Source organism: Pseudomonas sp. B392_1p (assembly GCF_052245235.1).
Lineage (GTDB): Bacteria > Pseudomonadota > Gammaproteobacteria > Pseudomonadales > Pseudomonadaceae > Serpens > Serpens gallinarum.
In genome coordinates, this window is record NZ_JBQPXM010000010.1 from 115669 (window position 1) to 141473 (window position 25805).

A 25805-nucleotide genomic window follows, 5' to 3' on the forward strand; every position below is an offset into this window, starting at 1 on the left:
GCTGCACGCCCTTTGGCTTATAATTGAACGGTGTTTATCATTCTGAATATTTACCTGTGGTGCTGTCAATCAGCCTCACGGGTTTTGGGGGCGATGAGTTCCACTCTGGCGAGGCCGCGCCCCGTGCTACGGTGGCGTCTGGTGATTGCGTGCCCCGGACGGAAGAGGGAGTGCGGTATCCCTGCTTCCGACCAGAGGCGGTTACGCTGCCCGGTTCAGCAGCAGGGCACGCAGAACCGCGACCAGCGTGAGGGGTTGGTCGAGCATCAGGTGGTGATGGCTCTGGGGAATGCCGATGGCGCCGCGACAATGACGCAGGCCCGAGGCGATTCTCTTGGCGCGCCAGGGTTCGACGACGCTGCTTTCCTCGCCGTACACGTAATCCACCGGTACCTCGATGCGTGCAAGCAGCGCATCGCCGTCGGGCTCGACGAGGGTGTAGGGCAGCGCGGGATCGGCGCGCCAGCGCCAGCCCCCCTCGCACGCTCCGATGGAATGGAAGGCGACGTGCTCGAAGGTGTTGAACAGCGGCAGCGGCTGATCCGGGAGCACGCGGTAGCGTTGGCGAATGGCCGCGTAGCTGGGGTGTGGCTGAATGCTGCCGCTCCTTGGCGATGAGGGTATGACGTCAGGGCTGCTGTCCACGTCCAGGAAGCGTACCCGGCTGTCGAGGATGATTGCCTGGCGGATCAGATCCGGGCGTTCGGCGCAGGCGCGCAGCGTGCGCAGGCCGCCGTAGCTGTGGCCGATCACGGTGGCCGGGCCCAGGTCGGCGTCGAGGATGGTGATCAGATCCTCGGCGAAGGTTTCGGGGCTGTACAGGCTGCGGGGGCCGCTCTCGCCCATGCCGGAGAAGTCCATCGCGAACACCCGGTAGTGATCGACGAAGTAGGGGGCGATGAAGTCCCACCAGTGGCTATTGGCCCGGTAGCCGTGCACGAAGAGCAGCACGGGTTTGCTGGTGTCGCCGGCGTTCCAGCTGCGGTAGTGCAGGCGCACCTCCGGGTGCTGGACGAAGTGGGATACGCTCGGGGCGGAGACGGCACGCAACAGCCATTGTGGTGGATCGACGTATTGCGGGGCGCACGGCGGCTCGTGCGCCTGCGGGCTGTCTTCCAGTGTCGCCGCCATGCTGGCGAGCTTCGCCTTCCAGATCTTGCCGGTGCTGCCCTGGGGCAGTTGCGGGAGTGGGATGATGCGGCTGGGGCGTTTGTAGGGGGCGATCAGCGTGCGCAGGGCAGCATCGATAGCGGCGGCGTCGATGTCGTGGCCGGGGCGCAATTCGACGAAGGCGACGACTTCCTCGTCGCCATCTCCGAGCGGCCGACCGACGACGCCCGAAACGGCGATTTCGGGCAGGCTGTTGAGCGCCGCTTCGACCTCCGCGGGATAGACGTTGAAACCGGAGCGGATGATCATTTCCTTCTGGCGACCCACCACGGCCAGCGCACCGTCGGCGAGACGCTGACCGAGGTCGCCGGTGGCGATCCAGCCGCCGGGGCGAACCGTGGCAGCGGTGTCGTCCGGGTTGCGGTAGTAGCCGAGCATCGCCGCCGGGGTTCGCATCCAGAGTTCGCCGATGGCGCCATCCTCCACGTCGGCTCCTTCCGGGTCGACGATGCGCACCTCGACGCCTTCCTCCGGAAAGCCGATGCTGCCCGTTGCGCTGTGGCGGTCGGCTGGCGTGCGGGTTCCGGGGGCGCATTCGGTCATGCCGTAGCCATTGACCAGCGGGATTCCGAACAGGGTCTGGACGCGCTGTTGCAGGGTGCCGTCGAGCGGCGCGCCGCCGCTGCTGATATAGCGCAGGCGATGGCCTGAAACGTCGATGCCGTGTGCCGCGATGTGGTCGAGCAGGCGGGCGTAGACAGTGGGTACGAACGACAGGTGCGAGATCTCGCCGGTGGCGATGGCGGCGGCGAGCTGAGGCAGCTCCAGGCGCGGCATCAGGCGCAGGCTGGCACCGGCCGCGATCACCGACATCAGGTTGGCGACCCCCATGATGTGGGCCAGCGGAGCGACGCCGTTGTAGCAATCCGTCGAACTGACCCGGCGCGAGCGGCTGAGGATTGTACCCAGGGCGAGCAGGCCGCGGTGTCCGTGCATGACAGCCTTGGGCCGGCCGGTGGTGCCGGAGGTGAAGATGAGCAGGCCGACGCGATCTCCCGCGTGCTCCGGCTCCGCTTCGGTTGATGCCTTGGGGTCGGTGGGGGACAGGGCCAGCGGCCCCGCCAGTAAGCCGTCGACCGGGGTCGCGCCCGCGTTCGAGGCGTGCTCGGTGCAGGCGACGCTGTCCGCGACGGCGAAAACCGCGATACGCGGCTCGACCAGCGCCCGCAGCCCGTCCAGCTCAACAGCCGGCAGCCGCGCATTGACCACGGCGGGCCAGGCGCCCAGGGTCTGGCAGGCGAACAGGGCCGCTACAGCGGCGACGTTGTTCTCGGCCACGATGAGTACCCGATCGCCGGCCTCGACGCCACGTTCGCGCAGCAGGTTGGCGAGTTCTTCGATAGCCGCAGCCAGCGTGCCGTAGTCGAAGGAACGTGTGGCGTCGCTCAGGGCAGGTGCGAGTGGGGTGAGTTGCGCCCAGTGCCGAACGGCCTGGCAGGCGAGGGCAAGGTCGGCGAAGCGGGCCGCAGAGGCTGTTGTCGATGTATTTTTATGGCTCATGGCGCTCGTGTCTGGAGAGATGATCAGGCAAATTGTTGTTCAAATATAGGTTCGCTGTTCTATTATGTGAAGGATTTAGGTGGTTGCTCTCTCGCGGCAGGCGAGTTCCGGCGTGACGGATCGCCTCTGTCGGGGCTACCAACCATGATCCTTTTTATAGGAGTAGACCTCATGAGTGAGACTGAACGCGACCCGGATGGCCGGATCAAGCTTGAACAGCGTGGAGCACTGCTCCTTATCGGCATCGACCGTCCGGAAAAGCGCAACGGTTTCACGCCGAAGATGTTCGCCGAGCTGGCGGCGGCATACACACGGCTGGAGGAGGATCCCGAGCTGCGTGTGGGGGTGCTGCATGCGGAGGGAGATCATTTCACCGCCGGCCTCGACATGCCCAAGTGCGCACCCCTGCGCAAGGAAGGGCGGCCCTATATTCCCTTGACCGAGGTCGATCCCTTCGACCTGCGCGAACCCATGCGCAGCAAACCGGTGGTGATGGCCCTGAAGGGCATCAGCTTCACGGTGGCGGTCGAGCTGATGCTCGCCGCGGACATCGCCATTGCCGCGGAGGATTGCCGCTTTTCCCAGCTGGAGGTCAAGCGCGGCATCATGGCCGGTTGCGGTGCGACCTTCAGATTCGTCGAGCGTGCGGGCTGGGGCAATGCCATGAAGCTGCTGCTGACCGGCGACGAATTCAACGCCGCCGAGGCGCTACGCCTAAATTTCGTGCAGGAGGTGGTGCCGGTGGGCCAGGAGCTTGACCGCGCCCTCGAGATCGCTGGGCGCATCGCCGAGCAGGCACCGCTTGCCGTGCAAGCGACCCGGGACAATGCGCGCACGGCGGTGAACTATGGCTGGCAGGCCGCCTATGGGCGCATTGCCTCGACCCAGCGCCGCCTCTTCAATACCGAGGATGCCAAAGAGGGCGTGCAATCCTTCATCGAGAAGCGCCCGGCGCGCTTCGTTGGACGCTGAACCAGGAGTAGACAGACATGGCCAAAGGCCCACTCAGCAATATCCGCGTGCTCGATATGAGCCGCATCCTCGCCGGCCCGTGGGCCGCCCAGATGCTCGCCGATCTGGGCGCCGAGGTGATCAAGATCGAGCGTCCGGGCAAGGGCGACGACTCCCGCCAGTTCGGCCCGCCCTTCCTCAAGGATGCCGAGGGCCGCAACACCCGCGAGTCGTCCTTCTACATCAGCACCAACCGCAACAAGAAGTCGATCACCTGCGACATCGCCTCCGCTCAGGGGCAGGCGCTGGTGCGGGATCTGGTCGCCCACTGTGATGTGCTGCTGGAAAACTACAAGGTGGGTGACCTGAAGCGCTACGGGCTGGACTACGCCAGCCTGCGCGAGGTCAATCCGCGCCTGGTCTATTGCTCGCTGACGGGCTTTGGCCAGACCGGCCCTTATGCGCCGCGACCGGGCTACGACTCGATCTTCCAGGCCATGGGCGGCCTGATGAGCATCACCGGTCTGCCGGATGACGTTCCCGGCGGCGGGCCGATGAAGACCGGGCCTAGCCTGGCCGACATCCTGGCAGGCCAGTACGCGGCCTACGCCATCCAGGCCGCGCTCTATGCCCGCGACGTCAACGGGGCGCCGGGCCAGCACATCGACATCGCCCTGCTGGACGCCTTGATCGCCTCGACCTCCCACTATGCCAGCCAGTACCTGGTTTCCGGCGAGGTGCCCGTGCGCAGGGGCACCGAAGGCAACGGCGGCATGCCGTCGAGGATGTTCCGCTGTGCCGACGGTGACATCATGATCGTCGCCGGCAACAACGAGCAGTACGCCCGTTTCTGCGCGGTGCTGGGTCACCCGGAGCTGGCCACCGACGAGCGCTTCGCCGAGATTCCCCTGCGCGTGGTCAACCGCCGTGTGCTGGGCGAGGTGTTCGAGCCGCTGGTGGCCACCTGGAATGTCCGCGACCTGCTGCAGGCCCTGGATGAAGCCGGCGTGCCGGCCGGCCCGATCAACAACCTGGAGCAGGTGTTCGCCGATCCCCATGTGCAGCTCAGGGGCATGTGTGTGGAAAGCGAGCATGCGCTGGCAGCCGACGGCAAGGTCAGGATGGTGGCCAACCCGGTCAGGTTCTCGGCGACGCCGATCACCGAGTACAAAGCGCCGCCGAGCCAGGGAGAGCACACCGACAGTGTGCTCGGCGAACTCCTGGGCATGGATGCGGCACAGATCCAGTCGCTCCGCGACAAGCGGGTGATTTAGGGACTGTTGACATGGGCCGGGGTTTCGCCCCGGCCTTTTCTCACCTCATTGCCCTCTGCTGGCGATGACGTCTCCTTGGCGCGTTCGCGCATCCTCTATTCCCATCCCGCGCAGAAACAGGGCCAGCAGACGCTCGTGCGTCTGCTCCCTGGGTTCCTCGTCGTGACCGAGCAGTAGGAAGCGGTAGCCCCCCGTGCACAGGTTGACCAGATCCAGGGCGGCAGCCTCGGGGTCGCAATCGCCAAGCTGGCCGTGGCGCTGCAGCTCGTGCAGGTAGTTCCGCAGCGGCGCCAGGGTTTCCAGGCTCTCGCGAAAGACGCTGGCGGCCACATCGGGGAAGCGTTGACTCTCGAATATCACCAGGCGCAGCAGGGCGAGGCCATCCGGGTCGCGTGCCTGGCCGAGCAGGACGGCGATGAAGTCGGCCAGGACATCCCGTGGGGCGCGGCCCTGGGTGGGCACCATGGACAAGGCCTGTTGCGGAGCCTGGCAGGACCGCCGGGTCACGGCGCGAAACAGGCCCTCCTTGCCGCCGTAGCGGGCGTAGATCGTGCTCTTGCTGATGCCGCTGATGCTGGCGATGTGGTCGATCGTGGTGGCGGCGAAGCCATGGGCCAGGAAGCTCTGCTGGGCCAGTACCAGCAGGTGGGTGTTTTTTTCCTGGGCTTGCTCACGGCTGGGGCGGCCGCGTCGGTTGGGTTTCGTGGTCATGGTCGTTTCTGATTGTGAACGATGTTTATAATTTTCTTGTGCGCGGGGTTCATGTGTCCAATACTAATTGGACGGTATCGTCCAATTATGAGGGGTGTCGACATGAGTACCAAGAAAACCCGGGTCGGAATCATCAGCGCCAACTGGAGCCTGAAAGTTCATGGAACCGCCTGGCGTACCCTGCCAGGGGTGGAGGTGGCCGCGATCTGTACGGCGCACCGCGAGACGGCGGAGGCGGCGGCGCGGGATTTCGGTATCGAAAAAGCCTACTGGGATCACCGCCGGATGCTCGAGGACGACGATCTGGATGTCATCGACCTCGGCACCCGCCCGTCCTTCCGGCAATCCATGGTGCTCGACGCACTGCGCGCCGGCAAGCATGTGTACAGTGCCTTGCCCTTCGCCACCGACCTGGCCAGCGCCACGGCCATCGAGGACGCACGCCGCGACAATGGCGTGGTCGGCGTGGTCGACGCGCAGTTCCGCTGGGTGCCCGCCGCGCTGCATATGAAGCAACTGATCGATAGCGGTTTTTTGGGGCGGCCACTGGGTTTCAATGTTCAGTTGTTCCTGCCTCTGGTTCGCCAGGGCGATCTGCTCTATCCGCACTCCGCCTATCCTGGCGCCGGTGTGGCGCCTTACAAGTGGCTGGCCGACAAGGACAGCGGTGCGAGTGGCTGGCGCAACTTTGCAACCCACTCGCTGTTGCTGCTGACCCATGTGCTGGGCCCGGTGGCCGAAGCCACTGGCCGCGTCGATCTCGGCGTGCCGAAGTGGACGTTGCCTGACGGTTCCGTGCTGGAGGCCGGCAACGAGGATCTTGGCGTGGCCACGCTGTGTCTGCGCAACGGTGCCATCGGCAGCCTGCAGGCCGGCTGGTCGGTGCCGGATGCGGCCGGGCTGCGTTTCGAGGTCTGGGGGGATAATGGTCGCCTGCTGCTGGTCGATCCCGGTTTCGGTGATGGTATTTCCGCCCGGCTGTACCGAGGGGATGCTCGCCCCGTCGATTATGGCAGCAGTGCAGGTGAATGGCTGGAGATCCCCAGGGAGTATTTCGCGGTGCCGGGCACGCCTTTCAACGCCGACAATGCGCCACCGATGATGGTTTCCATGGGCTGGATGTTCCACCACATGCTCGCCGCGATCGAGGGCAGGGAGGCTGCGTCACCCAGTTTCGCCGAAGCGCTGCATGCGCAGCAGGTGGTGGAGGCGGTGCTGCAGTCCTCACGTGAGCGTACCTGGAAGACCGTTGGTTAGCGTTCGATAAGCCCAGGGCGTGCGATGTCGCGTCGGTCGTTGTGCCCTGCGCGCTGAAGCGATTGAACGGGCCGGCGCAGTGGCGAGGTGCATCCTCCCCATAGGGCACATCGACACCCATTGAGGCCGGCATCAACTCTGCTCGTTGCGCTGCAGATGCTGGGCGTAATGAAGGAGGCGCCATGCATATCGCAGAACCCTGGCATCCGACATGGCGTGAATAAAAACCTCGGTACGAATGGCATTACAACAAACGCAGGTGGTGCAATGACAAATTCACTTGAGAAAAGAGCCAATCTGACAGGGCGCAGGGCAGTCGTCATCGGTGGCGCAGATGGCATTGGGCGTGCCGTGAGCCTGGCGTTGGCCGAAGCCGGGCTGGAGGTGGCGCTCTGCGATATCAATAGCGAAGCGATCCGCACAACCTGTGCCGAGATAACTGCGATGGGGCGGCGTGCCTTGGGGGAGATGGCCGATGCGACCGTCCCAGAGCAACTTGCTGGATTCTACAAACGCGCAGAGGCGTTTTTCGACGGTCTGGAGCTGGTGGTCAATGTTGTCGGCGGAGTGCTCATGCAACCGTTGATGGACAAGACGCTTGCGTCTTGCGCAGAGGACATCCAGCGCAATTTCGGCTATGTAATCGAATCGACGCGTCACGCGGTGCCCTTGTTGCGTCGTGGCCGCGGTGGTGCCTGCATCATCAACTTCAGCACAATCGAGGCGCATCGGGCTGCTGGCGGGTTTGCCGTTTATGCCGGGGCGAAGGCAGCCACCACCAATTTCTCCAAGGCCATGGCGTGGGAGCTTGGGCCTGAAGGTATTCGCGTTAATGTCATCGCACCCGATACGACAGACAGCCCGGGCAATCGCCAGGCAATGCCAGAACCTGTGCGGTTGATGAGCGCCGATGTGCCGCCTGAGTGGTGGATGAAAGCCTTTGAAATGTACATCCCGCTGCAAGTGCCGCCGTCCACCGATGATCTTGCCAATGCGGTGCTCTTTCTTGCCTCTGACCTTGCCCGGTCGATTACCGGCCAGGTGCTGCATGTTGATGGTGGCACGGGCGCTGCCCTGGGCATGCTGCGCTGGCCCGACGATGGTGGTATCACACTGCCGGTTCCCGCTGGTCATACGATGAAAAAGCTGTTTGGCTGAGCGCTAGAGCCAAGATGCGTGAATGTGGAAACGGGCCAGCCAGGCGTTCCGCTGCGCGGCTTGTTCTGCGTAGGCGTGATTTGTTGGCAGGGGCTGGCGGCAAGTATTTGGTTCTTCGCGCTTTGTCGGGGAGTCCAGCGTCACACTCACCGTAATCGAGGGGCGGGACGATTGCGTCTCCCGGCTTCTCCGAAGCATCGCATATGCAGCAGATGCTATAGCCGAAGTACTGCGATCATTGATCTTTTTTGTTCTATATTTAGAATATCGTTCGATTATTTGTGTTTTCTGGGTATTCATTCATTTGTTCGTCTCTGGCCTTGGGCGACCGAGACACCGAGGTGTCACAATTGATCGTAGGGGAGAGCCTTATGGCTGCGAATGCTAGAACGTGGTTGATTACAGGCGTATCCAGTGGCCTGGGGGCGGCACTGGCCGAGGCCGTTCTGGCACGCGGGGATGTGGTCATCGGCACCCTGCGTCAGAAGGAGCAATTGGCCGAGTTCGAGGCCCTGAAGCCAGGACGTGCCCATGCCGTGCAACTGGATCTGCGCGATTATGGCCGCGTTCTCGAGGTGGTCGGCCGGGCGGCGGAACAGCACGGCGGCGTCGATGTGCTGGTGAACAATGCAGGTTATGGCCTCGCGGGGGCGCTGGAAGAAGTCAGCGAAAGCGAGGCGCGCGAGCAGATGGAGACCAACTTCTTCGGCGCCTTGGCCGCGACTCAGGCCGCGCTCCCGTCGATGCGCCGCAAACGCTGGGGGCACGTGGTGAACATTACCTCCATGGCCGGGTTCATGGGCATTCCCGGCATGCCGCTGTACAGCGCGTCGAAATTCGCCCTGGAAGGGCTCGGGGTGGCACTCGCGGCGGAGGCCGGCTCGCTGGGCATTCGTGTCACCAATGTCGAACCCGGCGCATTGCGTACGCGCTGGGCCTCCGGCAATGCCATCGTGCGTTCGCAGCGGGTGCTCGACGACTACCAGAATACGGCCGGGGCGGTGCGTAGTGGTTTGGCCAAGATGGATGGCAGGCAGGACGGCGACCCGGTCAAGGCGGCACTGGCGATCATTGAGGCGGTCGACGCCGAACAACCGCCACTTCATCTCCCGCTGCATCCGAGTGCCCTGAGCGCCTACCGTGACGTCCTCGGCAAGACGCTCGAGCAACTGGAAGAATGGCGGGATGTCAGCGAAGGCATCCTCTACGACTGATCTCCCGCCAGAGATGGGCAGGGCCTGAATGAGCGTCTGCCCATGCCGGCATCCGTCATGCCGCCGAGACCTTTCAGCGGCTCATATTCCTGGCTGCCGCTTCGTCGAGCGCTTTGGCGTTGTGACTCAGGTAGAAGAGGGCGCGGCCGGGCATCCAGGGGCGGGGTTGCGCGACCAGTCGCTGGCGAATGAAGTTGTAGCTGGTGCCTAGCTTTTTCAGTTCGCCGCGCTGTTCGGGATAGCGGGTTCTGAGGGTCTCGAACTGTTGCCTGATGCGCTCGTCTATGCCCGATAGTGTCGGATCCTGCAGGTTCAGATAGGCGAGCGGGGTGAAGGTCAGCATCGAGTACTGCAGCATGATGCGGCTGTGATCCAGGCTCAGTGCGTGGAGCTCCTGCTGCCATTCGTCGTCGTTGCCGTTGGCCAGTGCGGTATAGCGTTGCTCCAGATCCTGATCGATGCGTTGCTGTGCCTCGAACAGCGGGTTGAGCAGGAGCTGGTAGGGTATGTAGACGGTGCGCACGTGCTTGAGATCACGTGGAAACGCTTCCAGCTGACCGGCAAGGTCTTCGATTTTTCGTAACTCGGCACTGACCAAGCTGTAGTTGTGCTGGCTGGCGATCTGTTGCAGGCGCTCGAAGCTCTGGTGGTAGCTCTTGGCGTTCTCCGCCTCGAAGGGCGTTGCGTCGAGGTTGTAGAACACCATCAGGTTGGTCGTGGCCAGGTACGCCAGGCTGCGCATTTCCTGGATGCGTTGCATTTCCGGCACGGCGCCCTGGGCGTGGAGGCAGGAGCCGAGGGTAATGGCAAGTACGGCAAACAGTGTTTTGAGTGACACGGTGGAAGTCCTTTTGCGTAGTCTTTGAGGCCGCATGTTGCTGGGGCCGGTCATGGTTCTTTCTCTGTCGGTGGCGGAAGAGGTCTTCATCTTGAATGCCAGGCTAGGTGCTCGAGTGCTCGGACTGGCGGGCGGGGGGGGGGGCGAGGGGGAAGCGCCAGGCTCCGATATGGCCTGCGGATGGGGCTATGGCGAAGCCATTGGGCGGCTGGCCGAGTCGGGCTGGCATGCCTGGCGTGTCGCCGTGTGAGGAGGCGGGGCCTGGGATCGACGACGATCGTATCGTCGCAATGGCTCGGCGGTCTGCTACCCGCCTGGGGGTCGGAGGCGCAACTACAGCTCCGCATGTTCGCTGTCCTCGTGGGCCGGCCGTGGCCAGCGCGGGAGATACCTTGTTGTTGTTGTCAGCTGTTCGCAGGGTAAAAATATATAATGATGAACACTATTCCACAATGTGTTCTGTTGGAGTGCTTGTTTACCGGTTGTGGTCAGCTACCTTGGGGTCGTCGCTCTATCCGGTATGCCTTTATTGGGGCTGGTTCTGTTTTGTTCGGAACCTCGTAGCTGGCGCAGATGTGCAGGCAACCATCCGGGAAGAGCCGTGCCTCGGTACCCTCAATAGAAAGCCAGAGGCGCCAAGTTCTTATTTTTGAGGTGGATAATCTGAACGTCATTTACAAAAATGAACGATTTGATCTATATTGGCTGCCCATTTGGCTTGACGGACGTTTGCGCTGTGCGGGGGCAGGCTCCTGACAACAACGGAAGGTATGGGTGATGCGAGGTTTTGCTGTCGTAGTCCTGCTGTCGCTGTGCGGGCTGTGTTTCCAGGCTCAGGCGGAGGAGGTCCTGGAGGTTGGCCTGATCTATCCCCAAATAGGGAACTTCAAACTGCAAGGTTTGGCGCAGATGAGTGCGGCCTTGCTCGCCATCGATGAAATCAACAGTCAGGGCGGAGTCTTGGGGAAGAAGGTGCGTTTGCGCCCCCTGAACAGTGGTGGCCGTCAGGACAGGGCCGTGCGTGCGGTCGACACGCTCGCGGCAGCAGGCGTGCGCACGGTGATTGGCGGGGGCTCCAGTGAAGAGGTGCTGGCCATCGGTGAGCGTGCCGCTCGGCGCAACATGCTCTTCTTCGTGCCCCAGGTCGCTTCTCCGGACATTACGGGCGTCTCGGGGCGGCGCAACCTGTTCCAGGAAGGGTCCAGTTCCTATATGGCGGGCAGGGCACTGATCGAGTATCTGGACGAGCATTTCCCCAGCCAGAAGTTCTTTTACATCACTTCTGATTACACCTACGCCGATGCCGATGTCGGTGCGTTTCTCGAGGCGGCAGCCGTGGCCGATCAGGCCTCTGGCAAGACCTGGCGCGCAGCCTTGGAACAGGCCGCCTCCAGCGATGCCAAGGTGCTTGTACTGATGCTCTATGGTACCGATCTGGTTCAGGCCATGCCCTTGGTGCATCGGCTGGGGTTGCGCAAGCGCATGCAGGTAGTCGTGCCTTATCTCAATCAGGACATCGTCGAGCAGGCCGGCGCCAGCCTCATGGAAGGCGTGATTGGTGTGGACACCTGGGCCCTGCAGGTTCCGCGCATGGAAGACAGCTCTGCCGGCCAGGCCTTTATCGACGCCTTCGTGCAACGTTATCAGACGTACCCGTCGAGCGCGGCCGCTTCCACCTACGGCATCCTCCACCAATGGGCGGATGCCGTTCGACGTACCTCTTCTTCGGATCCCGAGAAGCTGATTGCGGCACTGGAAGGGCATACCTATCGACTGCTCAAGGGGGATCAGGAGTGGCGTGCCTTCGACCACCAGAACCTGCAGGCCCTGTATGTGCTCAAGGTCAAGCCACGGGCGGAAGTCATGAAAGACCCGTTGAAGCAGGACTATTTCGAGGTCGTGCATCGTATGGACGGAGACCTTGCCGCTCCCACTCTCATCGAATGGCAAGAGGCTCGAGGCACGGGGCGCGAGACCCTGGACTGAGGCGACTCCTGGCGGTCGAGCGGGCGGAGTGCACCGGTCTGATCCATTGCCCGAAGAGCTCGATGCCTGAGTGCATGACCACGGTGTCGTCAACGCTATTTCAAGACCTCTATCGACATCGCTCTGAAGCAAGCAGGTCGCTGACTTACGGGGCGCTGTCTAGCCGGGCTGAAGAAAGACTGCCCGAAGGCTGGGAGCTGGTCCTCAGCCTGACCTTGCCCGAGCACGATTTGGGAGCTGCTACACCTCACCCAAGGCTTCCTGTGGCCTTGAACGGCTCTGCACAAGAGATGGAAAAATAAAATGATGCATCGCTTTATTCAGCCTCGCTTCGCTTATCCCAAGCGGCTACGTGTACAGGCGTCCCTGCTGGCCATGGCTGTTGCTGCGGCAGCAGCGGGCAACGTACATGCCGTGAACCTGGACTTTGGCAACTCGGATATCCAGAGTCGCCTGGACACCACCGTTCGTTACAACCTGGGCATTCGTGGCGAGCACACCGATTCCCGGTTGAAGATGGGACGTGCGGGAACTGCCGATCCGAACAACAATGCCGTAGCTCTGGGCAACAACCGCTTCAAGAAGGGTGATGTGCTCCTCAATCGGCTCGATGTGCTTTCCGAGTTCGATTTCATCTACCGGGACAACTACGGTTTCCGGATGAGTGCCGCGGCCTGGTACGACCCCACCTACGGCGGTGGCGTGGACGACCCGAGCTTCGGTGATGCCGTTTCCCGCGGGTTCTTCAAGAACGGCAAGTACTCCGACTACACCCGCAACTACACCACCGGCCCCTACGCCGAGGTGCTGGACGCCTTCGTCTTCGGCACGTTCGATGTGGGGGCCACCACCACCTCGCTGAGGTTCGGTCGGCACAACATCTATTGGGGCAACTCCCTGTTTCCGCAATCCAAGCAGGCCACCATTGCCTACAGCCAGGCTCCGCTGGACCTGCAGAAGGCCGCCTACAGCCCGGGCCTGGAGGCCAAGGAGCTGTTCCTGCCGCAGACCCAGTTCACCGGTACGCTGCAACTCAATCCGGAGCTTTCGCTGGCCTGGCAATATTCTCTGGAATGGCGCCGCGACCGATACCCGGAAGGCGGTACGTTCTTCGAGTATGCCGCTCCTGCCTTCTATGGCGCCGACGGTCCGCTAATCGGTACAACCAAGAACAAGCCGGGCAGCGGTCAGCATGACTGGGGTGTCATGGCCACGTGGCAGCCGGAATTCATGGATGGCGGCAACATGAGCTTGGTGTTCCGCGAGTTCCGCGAGAAGACCCCGAACCCCTTCGCAGCCGATCAGAACGGTTTGCTGGATCGGGTCTACAACCCGAAGAAGAACCAGTTGCTGGGCTTCGCCCTGGAGCAGAACATCGCCGAAGTCAATTGGGGGCTGGAACTGACCTACCGGAAGAATGCCCAGCTCTACACCACGGTTACCGGTCGTCTGCATGAGGTTGCTCCGGGGATGGTGCTCGGCTTCGATTCCGAGAATGCGCCGCGCGGGGATGTGTACGGCATCGTACTCAATGCCGTGAAGCTGCTGCCTAGCACGACGTTGTGGGATGCGGGCGAGATTGCTGCGGAGCTGGCGTTTCAGCACCTGGACAAGGTTACCTACGATCCCGCCTTGGGCATGACCGCTGGTGGTGTCTTCACGCCCTTGGGTGGCGGCAACTTTCCGCTCGAAGGCTCGAATTCGCCGCTGTGCGCGGATAGTAGCGGACATCCCGGTTCGGGCGATGGCTCCTGGGGCTGTGCGACGCGCAACTCGACGGTCTTCTCGGCCAACTTTACCCCGCGCTGGCTACAGGTATGGCCCGGTGTGGATCTGAGTGCGCCGGTATTCGTTTCCTGGGGCGTGCAGGGCAATGCCGCCACTGGTGGTCTGATCGGTGCGGAGGGGCAGGTCAGCTATTCGCTCGGCGTTCAGGCCGAGATCTATCAGACCCATACCGTCAAGCTGGCCTGGAACGACAGCTGGTCGCCGATCCACAATACCTACGCGGCGGGGGGGCAGGGTGTGACTGGTGGCGGCACCTGGTGGCAGAACGATCATGGCTGGCTCTCGCTGAGCCTGAAGACCGCCTTCTGACTTGCTCAAATGGATGGGTGAAAAATGAATTACAAAAAATACCTGCTTTCCTTCGCTGTTTGCTCTGCCGTCGTCGGCCAGGGCTTCGCGGCCCCTTCCGCCGATGAAGTCAAGCAGCTTGGCAGTACGCTGACCGGGTTCGGCGCCACGGTGGCCGGTAACGCCTCTGGCAGCATCCCGGCGTACGATCCGGCCAGGGCGCTGACCAGGGCGCCGGCAGGCTATGCCCCGCAGGACCCTCGCGGCGGTTTCCCCTACCTGGATCCGTATGCCGGTGAGAGACCGCTGTTCTCGATCACGGCCGGGAACATGGCGCAGTATGCCGACAAGCTGGATGAGGGTAACAAGGCTTTGCTGATGCGTTATCCGCAATACCGCATCGACGTCTATCCGACGCACCGCAGCGCGCCGCCGCTGCCGCAGTGGGCACATGACAATACCGTGAAGAACATCGCCAAGCCGCGCCTGGAAGCCGGCGGCCTCGGGTTGGCCGATGCCCATGCCCAGGTTCCGTTCCCGATTCCCGAGAGTGGCGCCGAGGTGATGTGGAACTTCAACACCCGCTTCTTCCGCCCCTATGAGGTGGGCAACTTCGTCACCTACCTGATCGACAGTGCCGGAAATAAGACCCTCGTCACCGATTCCACCGTCCTTTTCGAGAAGCAGTACTGGGATAACGGCAAGACCCATTCGGAATTCAGCACCCGCCTGCTGAACACCAACAGGGGGCCTGCGGCGAAATCCGGCTCCAAGGACATGCGCCACACCCCGCTGCGCCTGGACCAGAGATCCGACAGCGCCTGGGCATACACCCCCGGTCAGCGCCGCGTGCGACTGGCTCCAGAGTTCAAGTACGACACCGTTTCAGCGATGTACGGTGGACTCATCACCTTCGACGAGATCAACGGCTTCGACGGCAAGATGGACCGTTTCGACTTCAAGCTGCTCGGCAAGCAGGAGATGTATATCCCGTACAACACCTATCGGACATCGGGCGCTGCCACCGACGACCTGGTTCGCCAGGGCTATGCCAATCCCGATCTGGTTCGCTGGGAGCTGCACCGTGTCTGGGTAGTCGAGGCGACCCTGAAACCGGGCCGGCGTCACTCCGCCCCGCGAAAGCTGTTCTATCTCGATGAAGACAGCTGGAGCATGGCGCTCTACAACGCCTACGATGCGAGCAACAAACTGCTGCGCTCGCAGAACTTCACACCCTTCGTTGCGTACGAGGGCGTGCCGGTGATGCGCTCCGAGGCGGTGATCATATACGACCATTCCAAGGGCCACTATTCCCTGGCCTCGATGGCTGGCGGTGTGCGAACCGGCTGGTTCACCAGCGAGCCCTTCTCGCCCAATGCCTTGTCGTCCGCGGCGATGGCGGGTTCGGGTATCCGCTAGCTAGCCGGAATGCGCGCCTGGTCAGTGTCGGAGCTGGCGCTTCACTTCCAAGAGCCTCCCGGCAACTCCGGGAAACCGAAGAGACCCTTACCAATGGCTGCAGCAAGCGCTGCGGCTACGCCTTTCTGGGTGGTACCTCGACCAATAACGCTCCAGTATCGTGCTTGCCTGACTGTCGAGGTAGGCCGGTGTAGCTTTCGCTCGGCCGCTCGATGACATGGATTCTGACCATGGAGCCCCCAAAGTCTGGAGTGCGCTTGGGCGCGACGCAGATAAGGCCGGTAGGCCGGATCCAATGGGCTCTGCGAAAGCCAGCGTAGCGGCGGCGTGATGGACGGATGCCGATGTTGCCTGGTTGAACGAGAGAGGGGAGCCCTTTCAGTCCGGCTTTCTGTGAGGGAATAAAAAGGTTTTTCTTCCAACTGGGGGAGGCGCACAGGCGACCGCCCAGACTTTCTGTTGTCTAGGCAATGAGCTGAAGGTCGGCCGTGGCCGCGCATGATGGTATGTCGCGGCTTGGCGGTATCGAGTGCGCAAGTGACTCCATGAGCCCTGCGGGGAGCAGCATTGTATGGAGTCGGTGCTCGAAGGGCTGCGGTGTTGGGTTGCGGGTAGGTGGTGTCAGCCAGCATGACCGAGAGATGCGGCGTATCCGCTACCTGTCGGTGTTCGGCGATCCGCAGGAACTGCATGTACCGCGCTTGCGATTGGCCTGTCCCCCGAGACTGGAGCGATTGTGCATTGCTGTGCGAGTCGCCGTAGGGCGGGCAGCGTGGGTCCGGCTGTGCACGGCGATCTCGGGGCTTCACGCCGGCCCATGCGCACCGGCCTGCTTGAATGCATCAACAAGCGTGATTAATACGGCTGTTGCTCTTCCTCAAGACCCGGGCAGCCTTCCCCGTAGTTGGGTAAAGGACCAAGAACCGCCTGGTTTGCGACAGGCGGTGAAGGAGTCCCGGTCACGGTGACAAGCATGCTCGGAGGTCAATGGGCGCCGATGGGCACCTGCTCGTTGCTGAGCCAGCTGGGCATATTGGTAGGCCAGTCGTCGACGTACAGTGCATGCACGCCCATGGCGCTGGTGTAGGCCAGGTTCAGCACATTGCAGAAGGCGATGTAGGCGAGAATTCTCAATAGTGTCCCCAGCCAGGGCGCCGAGGTGAAATGTTCGATGCCGCGCTCGATGGCGGTGTGGCCATTGGCATCAGCGTGCATGAGCAGGAAGGCGCAGGCGATGAAGGTAGAGGGGAAGAGCACGAACTCGTAGATCGGGAACTGGTAGAAGTCTCCGCCCCAGAACGATAGTTGTTGGAATGCGCCCGGCCAGGCGTCGAAATGCAGGTAGCGGGTGGCGACGATATCCAGTAGCCCCATGGATATCCAGACGCCGAAGAAGCCGGCCAGTGTCAGCCCGACGACACCGATGCCAGGGAAGCGAGCCTTGGCTTTCCGCATTATCGCGAGACCGATCAGTGCCGTGCCGGCGAAGGAGTAGAAGTAGGCCGGCGCGTCGATCAGCAGGGGTTCGGCAATGCGCGAGCCGTTGGGGGTTTGCCAGCCGGGGATGAACTCGCACCAGCAGCCGTAATTGAACGCGTAGGCGTTGTAGGTGAACATTGGCCGCAGGAAGTTCAGGAAAGGATCCAGCCAATAGGCCGACAGCCAGCCGATCATCATCAGACGGGTGCTGTCCAGGCGCCTGTTTCCGATGATGCCGCGGATGAACCAGACCAGGGCGAAAGCCAGGGTCACCAGGCTCAGTACCTCATAAATGGTCATGGCCCAGCGCGAGTAATCAGGAATCGGGTCGTCGCCGCGAAGGGTGGGGCGGAAATCGTCGGAACGGATCCAGGAAACGTAGACGTAGAGCTGAACCGCCAGAAAGACGCTGCCCAGCGCACCCCATAATACCAAGGGCCAAGGCCGGGTCGTTGGGATTGCATTATTGGTCTTCATTCTTCTCATTCCTTTTTGTATTTGAGGACAAAAAAAACCGCCTGCGCGAGGCGGGCGGTAAAAGGGTGACAAGCATTCTGTGACGCCTCCGGAGATGCCGGCAGACCCCGGGGCCTGACGGCGACTATCACCGGGTGAGCGTTGGAGTTCTCACTTCACGTATTTGCGGAACTCGGGTTTGCGCTTCTCGCGGAAGGCGTTGCCGCCTTCCTTGGATTCGTCGGTCTCGTAGTACATGGCCAGGGCCTGCATCGCGAAGGCGCCGATACCGCGGATGTTCTCGTTGTCCAGGTTGAACGAGCGCTTGGCCAGGGCGATGGCGGTGGGGCTCATCTGCAGGATCTCGTCGCACCACTTCTTCACTTCCGCATCCAGCTGATCAGCCGGCACCACTGCGTTGACCAGGCCCCACTCCAGGGCCTGCTGGGCGCTGTAGCGACGGCACAGATACCAGATCTCGCGGGCGCGCTTGTCGCCGGCCAGGCGGGCGAGCAGGGCGGTGCCGAAGCCTGGATCCACCGAGCCGACCTTGGGGCCGACCTGGCCGAGTTGCGCGGTTTCGGAGGCGATGGCCAGGTCGCAGAGGGTCACCAGGACGTTGCCGCCACCGATGGCATAGCCGTTGACCCGGGCGATGACCGGCTTGGGAATGTCGCGGATGATGCTCTGCAGTTCCTCGATCGGCAGACCCACCACGCCACGGCCCTTGTGGCGGCCGCCGGACTGGTCGCTGCCGGTGCAGAAGGCCTTGTCGCCGGCGCCGGTGAGGACGACCACGCCGATGTCCTTGCTGTAGCCGGCCTGGCTGAACGCCTGGATCAGCTCCTCGCAGGTATTGGCCGTGAAGGCGTTGTAGACCTGCGGGCGGTTGATGGTGATGGTCGCGATACCGTTGTCTTCGGTATAGAGGATGTCCTGGAATTCCATGCTTTTACTCCTGCGGGAAAAGGGTTTGTTCAGCCGGCCATCGTCAGGCCGCCGGAGACGCTGATCACCTGGCCGGTGATGAACGCCGCATCGTCGCTGGCCAGGAATAGCACGGTACCGGCGATGTCGTCGGGCTGGCCCATGCGACCGAAGGGCACTGCCTTGACCAGACCGGCCTTGATCTTGTCGCCCTTTTCACCCTGGGCGAGGTTGTCCAGCAACGGGGTGGCGGTGGGGCCGGGGCAGACCACGTTGACCGGGATCTGCTGGCGCGCCATCTCGCGGGCCATGGTCTTGGTGAAGGCGATCAGGCCGCCCTTGCAGAAGGAGTACACCGCCTCCATGGACGAGCCCACGCGGCCCGCGTCGGAGGAGATGTTCACCACCCGGCCGCGACCGCGCTCGCTCATCCGGCGCAGCACCGCGTGGTGCATGTTCAGCGGCCCGTAGAGGTTGATGGCCACAACCTTGTCCCAGAAGGGTTTTTCGGTCTGCAGGAAGAAGGCTCCAACGTCCCAGCCGGCGTTGTTGACCAGCACCTCGATCGGACCCAGCTCGCTCTCGACGCGCTCGACCGCAGCATGCACACCATCGTGGTCGGTGATGTCGACGCTATAGCCACGGGTACGGCCACCGGCGCTCTCGATCTCGCCGACCAGGCGGTTGGCGGCGTCGGCATTGAGGTCGAATACCGCTACCACCGAGCCTTCTTCGGCGAAGCGTTTGCAGATGGCGCTGCCGATGCCGCCGGCACCGCCAGTCACCACTACGACCTTGTCCTTCAATCCTTTCATCTTCAACACCTCGGTAATGGGTTAGGAGCGCGGCTGGGCCGCAGATTCGACAGCCGTGTCCTTGGCTGCCCCCGGGCTGGGGGCGGGGGCCGCAGCGGCAGGGGTTCGGGGGGCGCACAGTTTGTCTATCTGTTCCGGGCTGTAGCCGATCTCGCCCAGCACCTCGTCGTTGTGCTCGCCCAGGTTGGGCGGCAGGTAGCGTACGTTGCCCGGCGAAGCCGAAAACTGCACGGGAATGGAGGTCATCACTAGATCACCTTCGGTAGGGTGTTCAACCTTTTGGAAGAACCCGGTCTCCTGGAGATAGTTGTCATCCATCAACTCGTGCAGTTCGCGCACCTGGCCATGGGGAACGTCGGCATCGGCGAAGGCCTTTTCCCAGTACGCGGAGGTCTGCGTGGCGATGATGTCGCCCAGGATGCCGTACAGCTCGTTGATGTGGCGCATGCGCTCGGTCATGCGGCAGAAGCGCGGATCGTCGAGCAGCTCCGGGCGGCCGATGGCCGTCAGCACCCGACGCCACTGCTCGTCGTTCACCGCCAGCAGGCAGACGTGGCCGTCGAGGGTGGCGTAGGGGCGGCGGTGCGGCGAGAACATGCGGGTGTAGCCGAGGCCGTCTGACTTGCCGAGCGCGCCCTCCCAGAGGTGCTCGAACAGGTTGAACTGAAGCATGGTTTCCAGCATGGGAACCAGTACCTGCTGGCCCTCGCCGGTGCGCTCCCGGTGCAGCAGGGCCATGCTGATCGACGACGCCAGGACGTAGCCGCAGAACTTGTCGACGATCACCGTCGGGAAGTAGCGGGGGTGTCCGTCCCTGTCGCGGTTGATGGCGGCCAGGCCGCTCTCGCCCTGGATCACATCGTCGAAGGCCGGCATGTCCTTGTAGGGGCCGTCGCCGCGATAACCGGGGGCGAAGGCATAGATGATCTTCGGATTGCGCGCGCGAATCTTCTCGTAGCAGATGCCCAGGCGCTCCGCTGCGCTGGGGCGCATGCTGTGCACGATGACGTCGGCGGTTTCCACCAGCTTGAGCAGCGCCTCCATGCACTCGGCCTTCTTCAGGTCGAGCACGATGCTGCGCTTGTTGCGGTTCATGACCAGGTAGAACACCGACATGCCCGGGTTTCTGCCCGGGCCGTTCTGCCGGTTCTGGTCGCCGTTCGGCGGTTCCACCTTGATGACGTCCGCCCCCATGTCGCCGAGGATCTGAGTGGCGACCGGGCCAAGCACGTTGATGGTCAGGTCGATGACACGCAGCCCTGACAGCGGGCCGGTGGCTTGCTCCATTGCCCGTTGAACCATGATCAGTCAGCCCTGTAGTTCTTGCCTTTGACCAGGCGAAGAGGGGTGTACTCCTGCACCAGCGTGCCGTCCTGCTTGTAGATGCGGTTTCGGGTGCGCACCAGGCCCAGGCCGGGACGGTTCTTGCTTTCGCGGCATTCGATGACTTCGCACTCGACATGGATGGTGTCGCCGACGAACACCGGGCCCTTGATGTCCAGCTCCATGTTCAGGAAGGCGAAGCCCACGCCCTGCATGGTGGCCTGGGTCAGCAGGCCTTCGGCGAAGGTGAATACCAGCGCGCCGGGGGCCACTCGGCCCTTGATCGCCGACTGTTCCTTGAGGAACTCGACGTTGGTGAAGAGCACCTCGAGCATGCCGGTGACCGAGACGAAGTTGACGACATCGGCCTCGGTCACGGTGCGGCCCACGGTTTTGAAGCGGCGCCCGACCGGGAGGTCTTCCCAGTGAATGCCAAGGCCCACGGTTTCGATCTGTTCCATCTTATGTCCCTAGCGTTGGTTGTGCGGAACTGATAATTGAGCGCTCGCCCTCAACGGGGTTTGGAGTCGCTGCGGGTAACACGGCCGAGCACGCTGTCGGCAATGATGTTGCGCTGGATCTGGTTGGTGCCCTCGATGATCTGCACCACCTTGGCATCGCGGAAATAGCGGTTGATCGGGTACTCGTTGGAGATGCCCGCGGCGCCGAACAGCTGTACCGCGTCGGTGGCGACCTTCATCGCTACGTCCGAGGCGAACATCTTGGACATGGCCGCCATCGGCGCGAGGGCGCGCCCGGAAACGCCGGCGTCGACCATGGATGCGGTGCGGTAGACCAGCTGCCGGGCGGCCTCGGTCTGGGTGACCATGTCGGCGACCATCCAGCGAATGCCCTGGAAGTCGCTGACCTTCTGCTTGAAGGTCACGCGGTTCTGGATGTAGTCGATGGAGTGGTCGATGGCGCCCTGGGCCAGTCCGACCGCGCGGGCGGCGACTAGCGGGCGGCTGGTGTTGAGTGCTTCCATCGCCACCTTGAAGCCTTCTCCACCCTCGGGGCCGACGCGATTGGCCGTGGGCACGAAGGCGCCGTCGAAGAACAGCGGGCAGGCCGGCACGCCGCGGGCTCCCATCTTGTGCTCATGGGCGCCGATGGTCAGGCCGGGTGTGTCGCGGTCGACGATGAACAGGTTGATGCCCAGCGCCGAGCCGTCTTCGGCCACGGTCTTGGCCGCGACCAGGATGAAGTCGGCGATGTGCGAGTTGGTGCACCAGATCTTCGAGCCGTTGAGCAGGTAGCCACCGTCGGTGCGTCGTGCAGTGGTCTTGATGCCGGAAACGTCCGAACCGCTCTGCGGCTCTGTGATCGACAGGGCGCCGCGCAGGTCGCCGCTGGCCAGGCCCGGCAGCAGGCGCTGTTTCTGTTCTTCGGTACCGCCGGCCAGGATGGCGCCGAACGGCGTCCACTGGACGACCAGCAGGTAACCGGTGTTGTAGCAGACCCGGCCGAGTTCCTCGACCGCGATGCAGGCGGACAGCAGGCTGTTGGTGCCGCCGTACTCGGTGGGGAAGGGCAGTGCGAACAGCCCCAGTTCCTTGAGCAGGGCGAACATGTCATGGGGGTATTCCGCCGTGCGGTCGATCTCGTCCGCCCGTGGGGCGACCTTTTCCCGGGCGACCCGGCGGATCAGGTCCTGGATTTCGCGCTGCTCGTCGGTCAATTCGTAATTCACGGTATCACTGGCTCCGTCATGGACTGCGACCGTCGTTCGGTCGGTATCGTGGCGGATTGATAAAATCCTGAACGATGTTCGTAAAAGTAAACGACGCTCTTTGGGCAATGTCAAGCCGATGTTGCTCGTCCGGTCATGGCGGAGATGGCTTTGTGCGCGTGGGCTCTGGTCGAGCGGGGGTTTGTCGCTGGCCGCCAGTTCTGTCGGTGGATCGGGGAGAATGGCCGCGCCGTCAGAAATTAATGGAAACGGCGTTTGGCATGGTGCATAAGAGAAGGGTTTGGGCGGCCCGACAAGTTGACGGGAGATTTTAAGTGCGTTTACTATTCAGAACATCGTTCATAAAAAAATAAGCGATCTCTTTGCGGAGGGTTCATGCAAAGCCTGTTACCGGAATCCGATTATCAGCGCTTCCTCGCCGAGGGGCGTTTCATGTTGCAGCGCAGTCGTCAGACCGGCGCCTATGTCTTCTATCCGCGTGTGGCTGGGCCGGGCACCGGCTCTACCGACCTGGAATGGGTCGAGGCCAGTGGGCGGGGTGTTGTGTACTCGACCACTGTAGTGCGTCAGCGTCCGCCGACCCCTAACTACAACGTCGCCCTGATCGACCTGGAGGAGGGTGTGCGGATGATGAGCCGGGTGGAGGGGATTGCTCCCGAAGAGGTGCGTATCGGCATGGCTGTCCGGGCGAAGGTCGCCGGTGACGATCCCGCTGCCGCCGTGCTGGTGTTCGAACCGGCCTGAAGCGTCCCTCTCACGAACCTTTCACTCACCTGCAGCGACGACAACAAGGCAGGAAACATATGAATCAGAGTCTACGTGGGCAGACAGCCATTGTGGCGGGCGCCACCTACGGTATGGGCGAGGCTCCTGGCCTGTCGTCCATGGATCTGGCAGCGGCTGCCAGTGTGCGGGCCCTGGCTCAGGTCGGTCTGACGCCGAACGATGTCGACGGGCTGTTCGTCTGTGTACCCGACGATATGCTCTCGGGGCTGACCTTCGCGGAATATCTGGGTATCCATCCGCGCTTTACCGACAACAACCGCACCGGCGGCTCGGCCTTCCAGATCTATGCTCATACCGCCGCCATGGCGCTGGCCAGCGGCCAGATCGATGTCGCCCTGATCGCCTATGGCAGCAACCAGAAGAGCGCCTCGGGCAAGCTGGTGCAGTCCTCGCGCCCGTCGCCCTGGGAAACCCCCTACCGCCCGATGAATCCGGTGTCGTCCTACGCCCTGGCCGCTGCGCGGCATATGCATCAGTACGGCACCACGCGCGAGCACCTGGCCGAGGTTGCCGTGGCGGCGCGCAAATGGGCGCAGCTCAACCCCGACGCCTATATGCGCGACGAGCTGAGCATCGAGGATGTGCTGGGCGCGCGCATGGTGTCCGATCCGCTGAGCGTGCGTGACTGCTGTCTGGTGACCGACGGCGCCGCCGCGGTGGTCATGGTGCGTGCCGATCGCGCCCGCGACCTGGCGGCCAAACCGGCTTACCTGCTGGGCGCCGGTTCGGCCACCACCCACCGCGAAATCGCGTCCATGGCCGACCTGACCGTCAGCGCGGCCCGCGAGTCGGGGCAGCGCGCCTATGCCATGGCCGGGGTGAAGCCCGACGATATCGACGTGGTCATGCTGTACGACGCCTTCACCATCAATACCATCCTGTTCCTCGAAGACCTCGGTTTCTGCCCGAAAGGGGAAGGCGGGCGCTTCGTCGCCGGCGGCGGCATCGCCCCTGGCGGCCGCTTGGCGGTGAATACCAACGGCGGCGGTCTGTCCTGTGTCCATCCGGGCATGTACGGGCTGTTCACCATGGTGGAGGCCACCCAGCAACTGATGGGCCAATGCGCTGCGCGCCAGGTGGCCGATGCCAGGCTGGCCATCGCTCATGGCAATGGCGGCGTCCTGTCCAGCCAGGCAACCCTGATCCTTGGCACGGAGGAAACCCTGTGAGCCAGGCCCCGGAAAGCGCGGACGAGATCGTCCGGGTCGAGCACGATGGCGAGGTGGCCATTGTCACGCTGAACTACCCGCAGCGGCGCAACGCCTTCTCCCTGAAGATGCGCGAAACCCTCTTCGAGGTGCTCTATCGCCTCATGTACCAGGATGCCACCTGCCGGGCCATCGTGCTGACGGGCGCCGGGGGCGTGTTCTGCGCCGGTGGCGACATCTCGGAAATGAAAGATCGCACGGTGCTGGATTTCCGCGAGCGCAACCTGCTGCCGCTGAACATCTTCAAGCTGATGGCCGAGGGCCCCAAGGCGGTGGTCGCCGCCGTCGAGGGCTTCGCCATGGGGGCGGGAGTGTCCCTGTCCGCGGTCAGCGACTACGTGGTCAGTGCCAGCAATACCCGCTACGCCTGTGCCTTCATCAAGGTCGGCCTGTTGCCCGATACCGGACTGTTCTGGTCGTTGGCCCAGCGTGTCGGGGCCGGCAAGGCGCGCGAGCTGGTACTGAGCGCCGACGAGTTCAATGGCGAGGAGGCCTTGCGTATCGGTTTCGCCAACCAGCTGGCCGCGCCGGGTGAAGCCTTGCCGGCGGCCATCGAGGTCGCCCGCGAGTATGCGCGCATGCCGCCATTGGCGGTCGCGCACCTGCGGGCGGCGCTGGCGGGCGGTATCGAGTCGCTGGACGAGGCCATCGAGACCGAAGTCAACCTGCAGCCCATTCTGCGACGCAGCCAGGATCACCAGGAGGCCGCCAAGGCCTTCATGGAGAAGCGGCCCGCCGTGTTCGTCGGCAACTGAGGAGAGAAGCGAGATGTCCGGTCATAGCGACGAACGCATCCAGGTTACCCGTGACGGCGAGGTCGCCATCGTCACCATCGACAATCCAGGGCGGCGCAACGCCTTGGGGCGGCAGATGCGCCTGGCTCTGCGCGATACCATCCACCAGCTCATGGTGGCCGACAGCGAGTCGCGGGCCATCGTGCTCACCGGCGCGGGCGGGCAATTCAGCGCGGGCGCCGATATTTCCGAGATGACCAAGCGCACCGTCCTGCAGAGCCGGGAGATTCTGGACGAATCCTGCCAGGTGGTGCGCGAGATGCTCTCCGGACCCAAGCCGGTGGTGGCCGCGGTCGAGGGTTCGGCCTTCGGCGCGGGGCTGTCCCTGGCCGTGGCGACCGATCACCTGGTCGCGGCCTCCAATGCGCGCTTTTGCGCGGCCTTCATGCGTATCGGTCTGCTGCCCGACACAGGCATTCTCTGGACGCTGCCGAAGAAGATCGGCATGAGCAAGGCGCGCGAGCTGCTGTCGCTGGCTCGTGAGATAGACGGTGTCGAGGCCGGGCGCATCGGCCTGGCCAACCAGGTTGTCGAGCCGGGGCAGGCGCTGAGCGCCGCCATCGACTACGCCAGGGCCCTGGCCCAGCAACCACCGCTGGGCATGGCCCTGCTCAAGTCCGCGCTGACCTGGTCGACCGAGGACATGGATGCGGCGCTGCGCGCCGAGATCGACTTCCAGCCCATTCTGCGCCAGTCCAGGGATCATCTCGAAGCGGCTAGCGCCTTCATCGAGAAGCGCGCGCCCGTTTTCATCGGCCAGTGAGGAGCCTGCG

General features: G+C 63.2%; 21 protein-coding genes. 12 read left to right on the forward strand and 9 right to left on the reverse strand.

Features of this window, described 5'->3' with window-relative positions; all coding sequences use genetic code 11:
- Nucleotides 1-201 precede the first annotated feature (201 nt).
- Entirely contained in the window at nt 202-2670 is a 2469-nt protein-coding gene (locus ACTV8E_RS14935) for an alpha/beta fold hydrolase (RefSeq protein ID WP_443199983.1), read from the reverse strand.
- Between the two features lie 171 nt (nt 2671-2841).
- On the opposite strand from ACTV8E_RS14935, the gene ACTV8E_RS14940 reads away from it, so the two are divergent.
- Both ACTV8E_RS14940 and ACTV8E_RS14945 read left to right on the forward strand, forming a co-directional pair.
- A complete protein-coding gene (locus ACTV8E_RS14940) occupies nt 2842-3642 on the forward strand; it encodes a crotonase/enoyl-CoA hydratase family protein (protein WP_443199984.1) in 801 nt (266 codons plus the stop codon).
- A 17-nt stretch (nt 3643-3659) separates the two neighbouring features.
- Nucleotides 3660-4895 (forward strand): CaiB/BaiF CoA transferase family protein, encoded by a 1236-nt coding sequence (locus ACTV8E_RS14945; RefSeq protein WP_443199985.1) that lies wholly within the window; start codon nt 3660-3662, stop codon nt 4893-4895.
- A 45-nt stretch (nt 4896-4940) separates the two neighbouring features.
- On the opposite strand, the gene ACTV8E_RS14950 is transcribed toward ACTV8E_RS14945, so the two are convergent.
- Nucleotides 4941-5606 carry a TetR/AcrR family transcriptional regulator gene (locus ACTV8E_RS14950; RefSeq protein WP_443199986.1) on the reverse strand — a complete coding sequence of 222 codons (666 nt, stop codon included), beginning with the start codon at nt 5604-5606 and terminating at the stop codon, nt 4941-4943.
- A gap of 102 nt (nt 5607-5708) precedes the next feature.
- On the opposite strand from ACTV8E_RS14950, the gene ACTV8E_RS14955 reads away from it, so the two are divergent.
- The 3 genes from ACTV8E_RS14955 to ACTV8E_RS14965 all read left to right on the forward strand — a co-directional run bounded on the left by ACTV8E_RS14955 (nt 5709) and on the right by ACTV8E_RS14965 (nt 9235).
- Nucleotides 5709-6863 (forward strand): Gfo/Idh/MocA family protein, encoded by a 1155-nt coding sequence (locus ACTV8E_RS14955; protein ID WP_443199987.1) that lies wholly within the window; start codon nt 5709-5711, stop codon nt 6861-6863.
- 216 nt (nt 6864-7079) lie between these two features.
- Entirely contained in the window at nt 7080-8021 is a 942-nt protein-coding gene (locus ACTV8E_RS14960) for an SDR family NAD(P)-dependent oxidoreductase (protein WP_443199988.1), read from the forward strand.
- A gap of 371 nt (nt 8022-8392) precedes the next feature.
- Nucleotides 8393-9235, forward strand: a complete 843-nt coding sequence (locus tag ACTV8E_RS14965; protein WP_443199989.1) for an oxidoreductase — start codon at nt 8393-8395, stop codon at nt 9233-9235.
- 73 nt (nt 9236-9308) lie between these two features.
- On the opposite strand, the gene ACTV8E_RS14970 is transcribed toward ACTV8E_RS14965, so the two are convergent.
- Nucleotides 9309-10073 (reverse strand): hypothetical protein, encoded by a 765-nt coding sequence (locus ACTV8E_RS14970; RefSeq protein WP_443199990.1) that lies wholly within the window; start codon nt 10071-10073, stop codon nt 9309-9311.
- A 777-nt stretch (nt 10074-10850) separates the two neighbouring features.
- On the opposite strand from ACTV8E_RS14970, the gene ACTV8E_RS14975 reads away from it, so the two are divergent.
- From ACTV8E_RS14975 to ACTV8E_RS14985, 3 genes are all read left to right on the forward strand, one after another.
- A complete protein-coding gene (locus ACTV8E_RS14975; RefSeq protein WP_443199991.1) occupies nt 10851-12059 on the forward strand; it encodes an ABC transporter substrate-binding protein in 1209 nt (402 codons plus the stop codon).
- Between the two features lie 303 nt (nt 12060-12362).
- Nucleotides 12363-14156 carry a DUF1302 domain-containing protein gene (locus ACTV8E_RS14980; protein WP_443199992.1) on the forward strand — a complete coding sequence of 598 codons (1794 nt, stop codon included), beginning with the start codon at nt 12363-12365 and terminating at the stop codon, nt 14154-14156.
- Nucleotides 14157-14180: 24 nt separating this feature from the next.
- Entirely contained in the window at nt 14181-15554 is a 1374-nt protein-coding gene (locus ACTV8E_RS14985) for a DUF1329 domain-containing protein (protein ID WP_443199993.1), read from the forward strand.
- A gap of 984 nt (nt 15555-16538) precedes the next feature.
- On the opposite strand, the gene ACTV8E_RS14990 is transcribed toward ACTV8E_RS14985, so the two are convergent.
- The 6 genes from ACTV8E_RS14990 to ACTV8E_RS15015 all read right to left on the reverse strand — a co-directional run bounded on the left by ACTV8E_RS14990 (nt 16539) and on the right by ACTV8E_RS15015 (nt 22244).
- On the reverse strand, nt 16539-17510 hold the full coding sequence (locus tag ACTV8E_RS14990; RefSeq protein WP_443199994.1) for a spirocyclase AveC family protein: 972 nt from the start codon (nt 17508-17510) through the stop codon (nt 16539-16541).
- Between the two features lie 150 nt (nt 17511-17660).
- Nucleotides 17661-18437 carry an enoyl-CoA hydratase-related protein gene (locus tag ACTV8E_RS14995; protein WP_443199995.1) on the reverse strand — a complete coding sequence of 259 codons (777 nt, stop codon included), beginning with the start codon at nt 18435-18437 and terminating at the stop codon, nt 17661-17663.
- A 29-nt stretch (nt 18438-18466) separates the two neighbouring features.
- Nucleotides 18467-19231 carry a glucose 1-dehydrogenase gene (locus ACTV8E_RS15000; RefSeq protein ID WP_443199996.1) on the reverse strand — a complete coding sequence of 255 codons (765 nt, stop codon included), beginning with the start codon at nt 19229-19231 and terminating at the stop codon, nt 18467-18469.
- 21 nt (nt 19232-19252) lie between these two features.
- Nucleotides 19253-20533: a CaiB/BaiF CoA transferase family protein gene (locus ACTV8E_RS15005; RefSeq protein ID WP_443199997.1), complete on the reverse strand. Its 1281-nt coding sequence runs from the start codon at nt 20531-20533 to the stop codon at nt 19253-19255.
- 2 nt (nt 20534-20535) lie between these two features.
- Nucleotides 20536-21015 carry a MaoC family dehydratase gene (locus ACTV8E_RS15010; RefSeq protein WP_443199998.1) on the reverse strand — a complete coding sequence of 160 codons (480 nt, stop codon included), beginning with the start codon at nt 21013-21015 and terminating at the stop codon, nt 20536-20538.
- A 50-nt stretch (nt 21016-21065) separates the two neighbouring features.
- A complete protein-coding gene (locus ACTV8E_RS15015; protein WP_443199999.1) occupies nt 21066-22244 on the reverse strand; it encodes an acyl-CoA dehydrogenase family protein in 1179 nt (392 codons plus the stop codon).
- Nucleotides 22245-22619: 375 nt separating this feature from the next.
- Between ACTV8E_RS15015 and ACTV8E_RS15020 the strand changes: the two genes are divergently transcribed.
- Genes ACTV8E_RS15020 through ACTV8E_RS15035 form a run of 4 tightly spaced genes read left to right on the forward strand, consistent with a single transcriptional unit; the run spans nt 22620 to nt 25795 of the window.
- A complete protein-coding gene (locus ACTV8E_RS15020) occupies nt 22620-22988 on the forward strand; it encodes a Zn-ribbon domain-containing OB-fold protein (RefSeq protein ID WP_443200000.1) in 369 nt (122 codons plus the stop codon).
- A gap of 59 nt (nt 22989-23047) precedes the next feature.
- The gene (locus ACTV8E_RS15025; protein WP_443200001.1) at nt 23048-24199 is read left to right on the forward strand and encodes a thiolase; all 1152 of its coding nucleotides are present in this window, start codon (nt 23048-23050) and stop codon (nt 24197-24199) included.
- Nucleotides 24196-24993 (forward strand): enoyl-CoA hydratase/isomerase family protein, encoded by a 798-nt coding sequence (locus tag ACTV8E_RS15030; RefSeq protein WP_443200002.1) that lies wholly within the window; start codon nt 24196-24198, stop codon nt 24991-24993. The genes ACTV8E_RS15025 and ACTV8E_RS15030 overlap by 4 nt, the downstream gene beginning before the upstream one ends.
- Nucleotides 24994-25006: 13 nt before the next feature.
- Nucleotides 25007-25795 (forward strand): enoyl-CoA hydratase/isomerase family protein, encoded by a 789-nt coding sequence (locus ACTV8E_RS15035; protein WP_443200003.1) that lies wholly within the window; start codon nt 25007-25009, stop codon nt 25793-25795.
- Nucleotides 25796-25805: the final 10 nt, after the last annotated feature.

Bases quoted from the DNA above. Each gene is read 5' to 3' on its own strand.
- ACTV8E_RS15000 (WP_443199996.1), bottom strand. From the start codon at position 19,231: ATGAAAGGATTGAAGGACAAGGTCGTAGTGGTGACTGGCGGTGCCGGC.
- ACTV8E_RS14955 (WP_443199987.1), top strand. From the start codon at position 5,709: ATGAGTACCAAGAAAACCCGGGTCGGAATCATCAGCGCCAACTGGAGC.
- ACTV8E_RS14975 (WP_443199991.1), top strand. From the start codon at position 10,851: ATGCGAGGTTTTGCTGTCGTAGTCCTGCTGTCGCTGTGCGGGCTGTGT.
- ACTV8E_RS14995 (WP_443199995.1), bottom strand. From the start codon at position 18,437: ATGGAATTCCAGGACATCCTCTATACCGAAGACAACGGTATCGCGACC.
- ACTV8E_RS15020 (WP_443200000.1), top strand. From the start codon at position 22,620: ATGCAAAGCCTGTTACCGGAATCCGATTATCAGCGCTTCCTCGCCGAG.
- ACTV8E_RS14950 (WP_443199986.1), bottom strand. From the start codon at position 5,606: ATGACCACGAAACCCAACCGACGCGGCCGCCCCAGCCGTGAGCAAGCC.
- ACTV8E_RS14965 (WP_443199989.1), top strand. From the start codon at position 8,393: ATGGCTGCGAATGCTAGAACGTGGTTGATTACAGGCGTATCCAGTGGC.
- ACTV8E_RS15010 (WP_443199998.1), bottom strand. From the start codon at position 21,015: ATGGAACAGATCGAAACCGTGGGCCTTGGCATTCACTGGGAAGACCTC.
- ACTV8E_RS14945 (WP_443199985.1), top strand. From the start codon at position 3,660: ATGGCCAAAGGCCCACTCAGCAATATCCGCGTGCTCGATATGAGCCGC.
- ACTV8E_RS14985 (WP_443199993.1), top strand. From the start codon at position 14,181: ATGAATTACAAAAAATACCTGCTTTCCTTCGCTGTTTGCTCTGCCGTC.
- ACTV8E_RS15035 (WP_443200003.1), top strand. From the start codon at position 25,007: ATGTCCGGTCATAGCGACGAACGCATCCAGGTTACCCGTGACGGCGAG.
- ACTV8E_RS14980 (WP_443199992.1), top strand. From the start codon at position 12,363: ATGATGCATCGCTTTATTCAGCCTCGCTTCGCTTATCCCAAGCGGCTA.
- ACTV8E_RS15005 (WP_443199997.1), bottom strand. From the start codon at position 20,533: ATGGTTCAACGGGCAATGGAGCAAGCCACCGGCCCGCTGTCAGGGCTG.
- ACTV8E_RS14935 (WP_443199983.1), bottom strand. From the start codon at position 2,670: ATGAGCCATAAAAATACATCGACAACAGCCTCTGCGGCCCGCTTCGCC.
- ACTV8E_RS14940 (WP_443199984.1), top strand. From the start codon at position 2,842: ATGAGTGAGACTGAACGCGACCCGGATGGCCGGATCAAGCTTGAACAG.
- ACTV8E_RS15025 (WP_443200001.1), top strand. From the start codon at position 23,048: ATGAATCAGAGTCTACGTGGGCAGACAGCCATTGTGGCGGGCGCCACC.
- ACTV8E_RS14990 (WP_443199994.1), bottom strand. From the start codon at position 17,510: ATGAAGACCAATAATGCAATCCCAACGACCCGGCCTTGGCCCTTGGTA.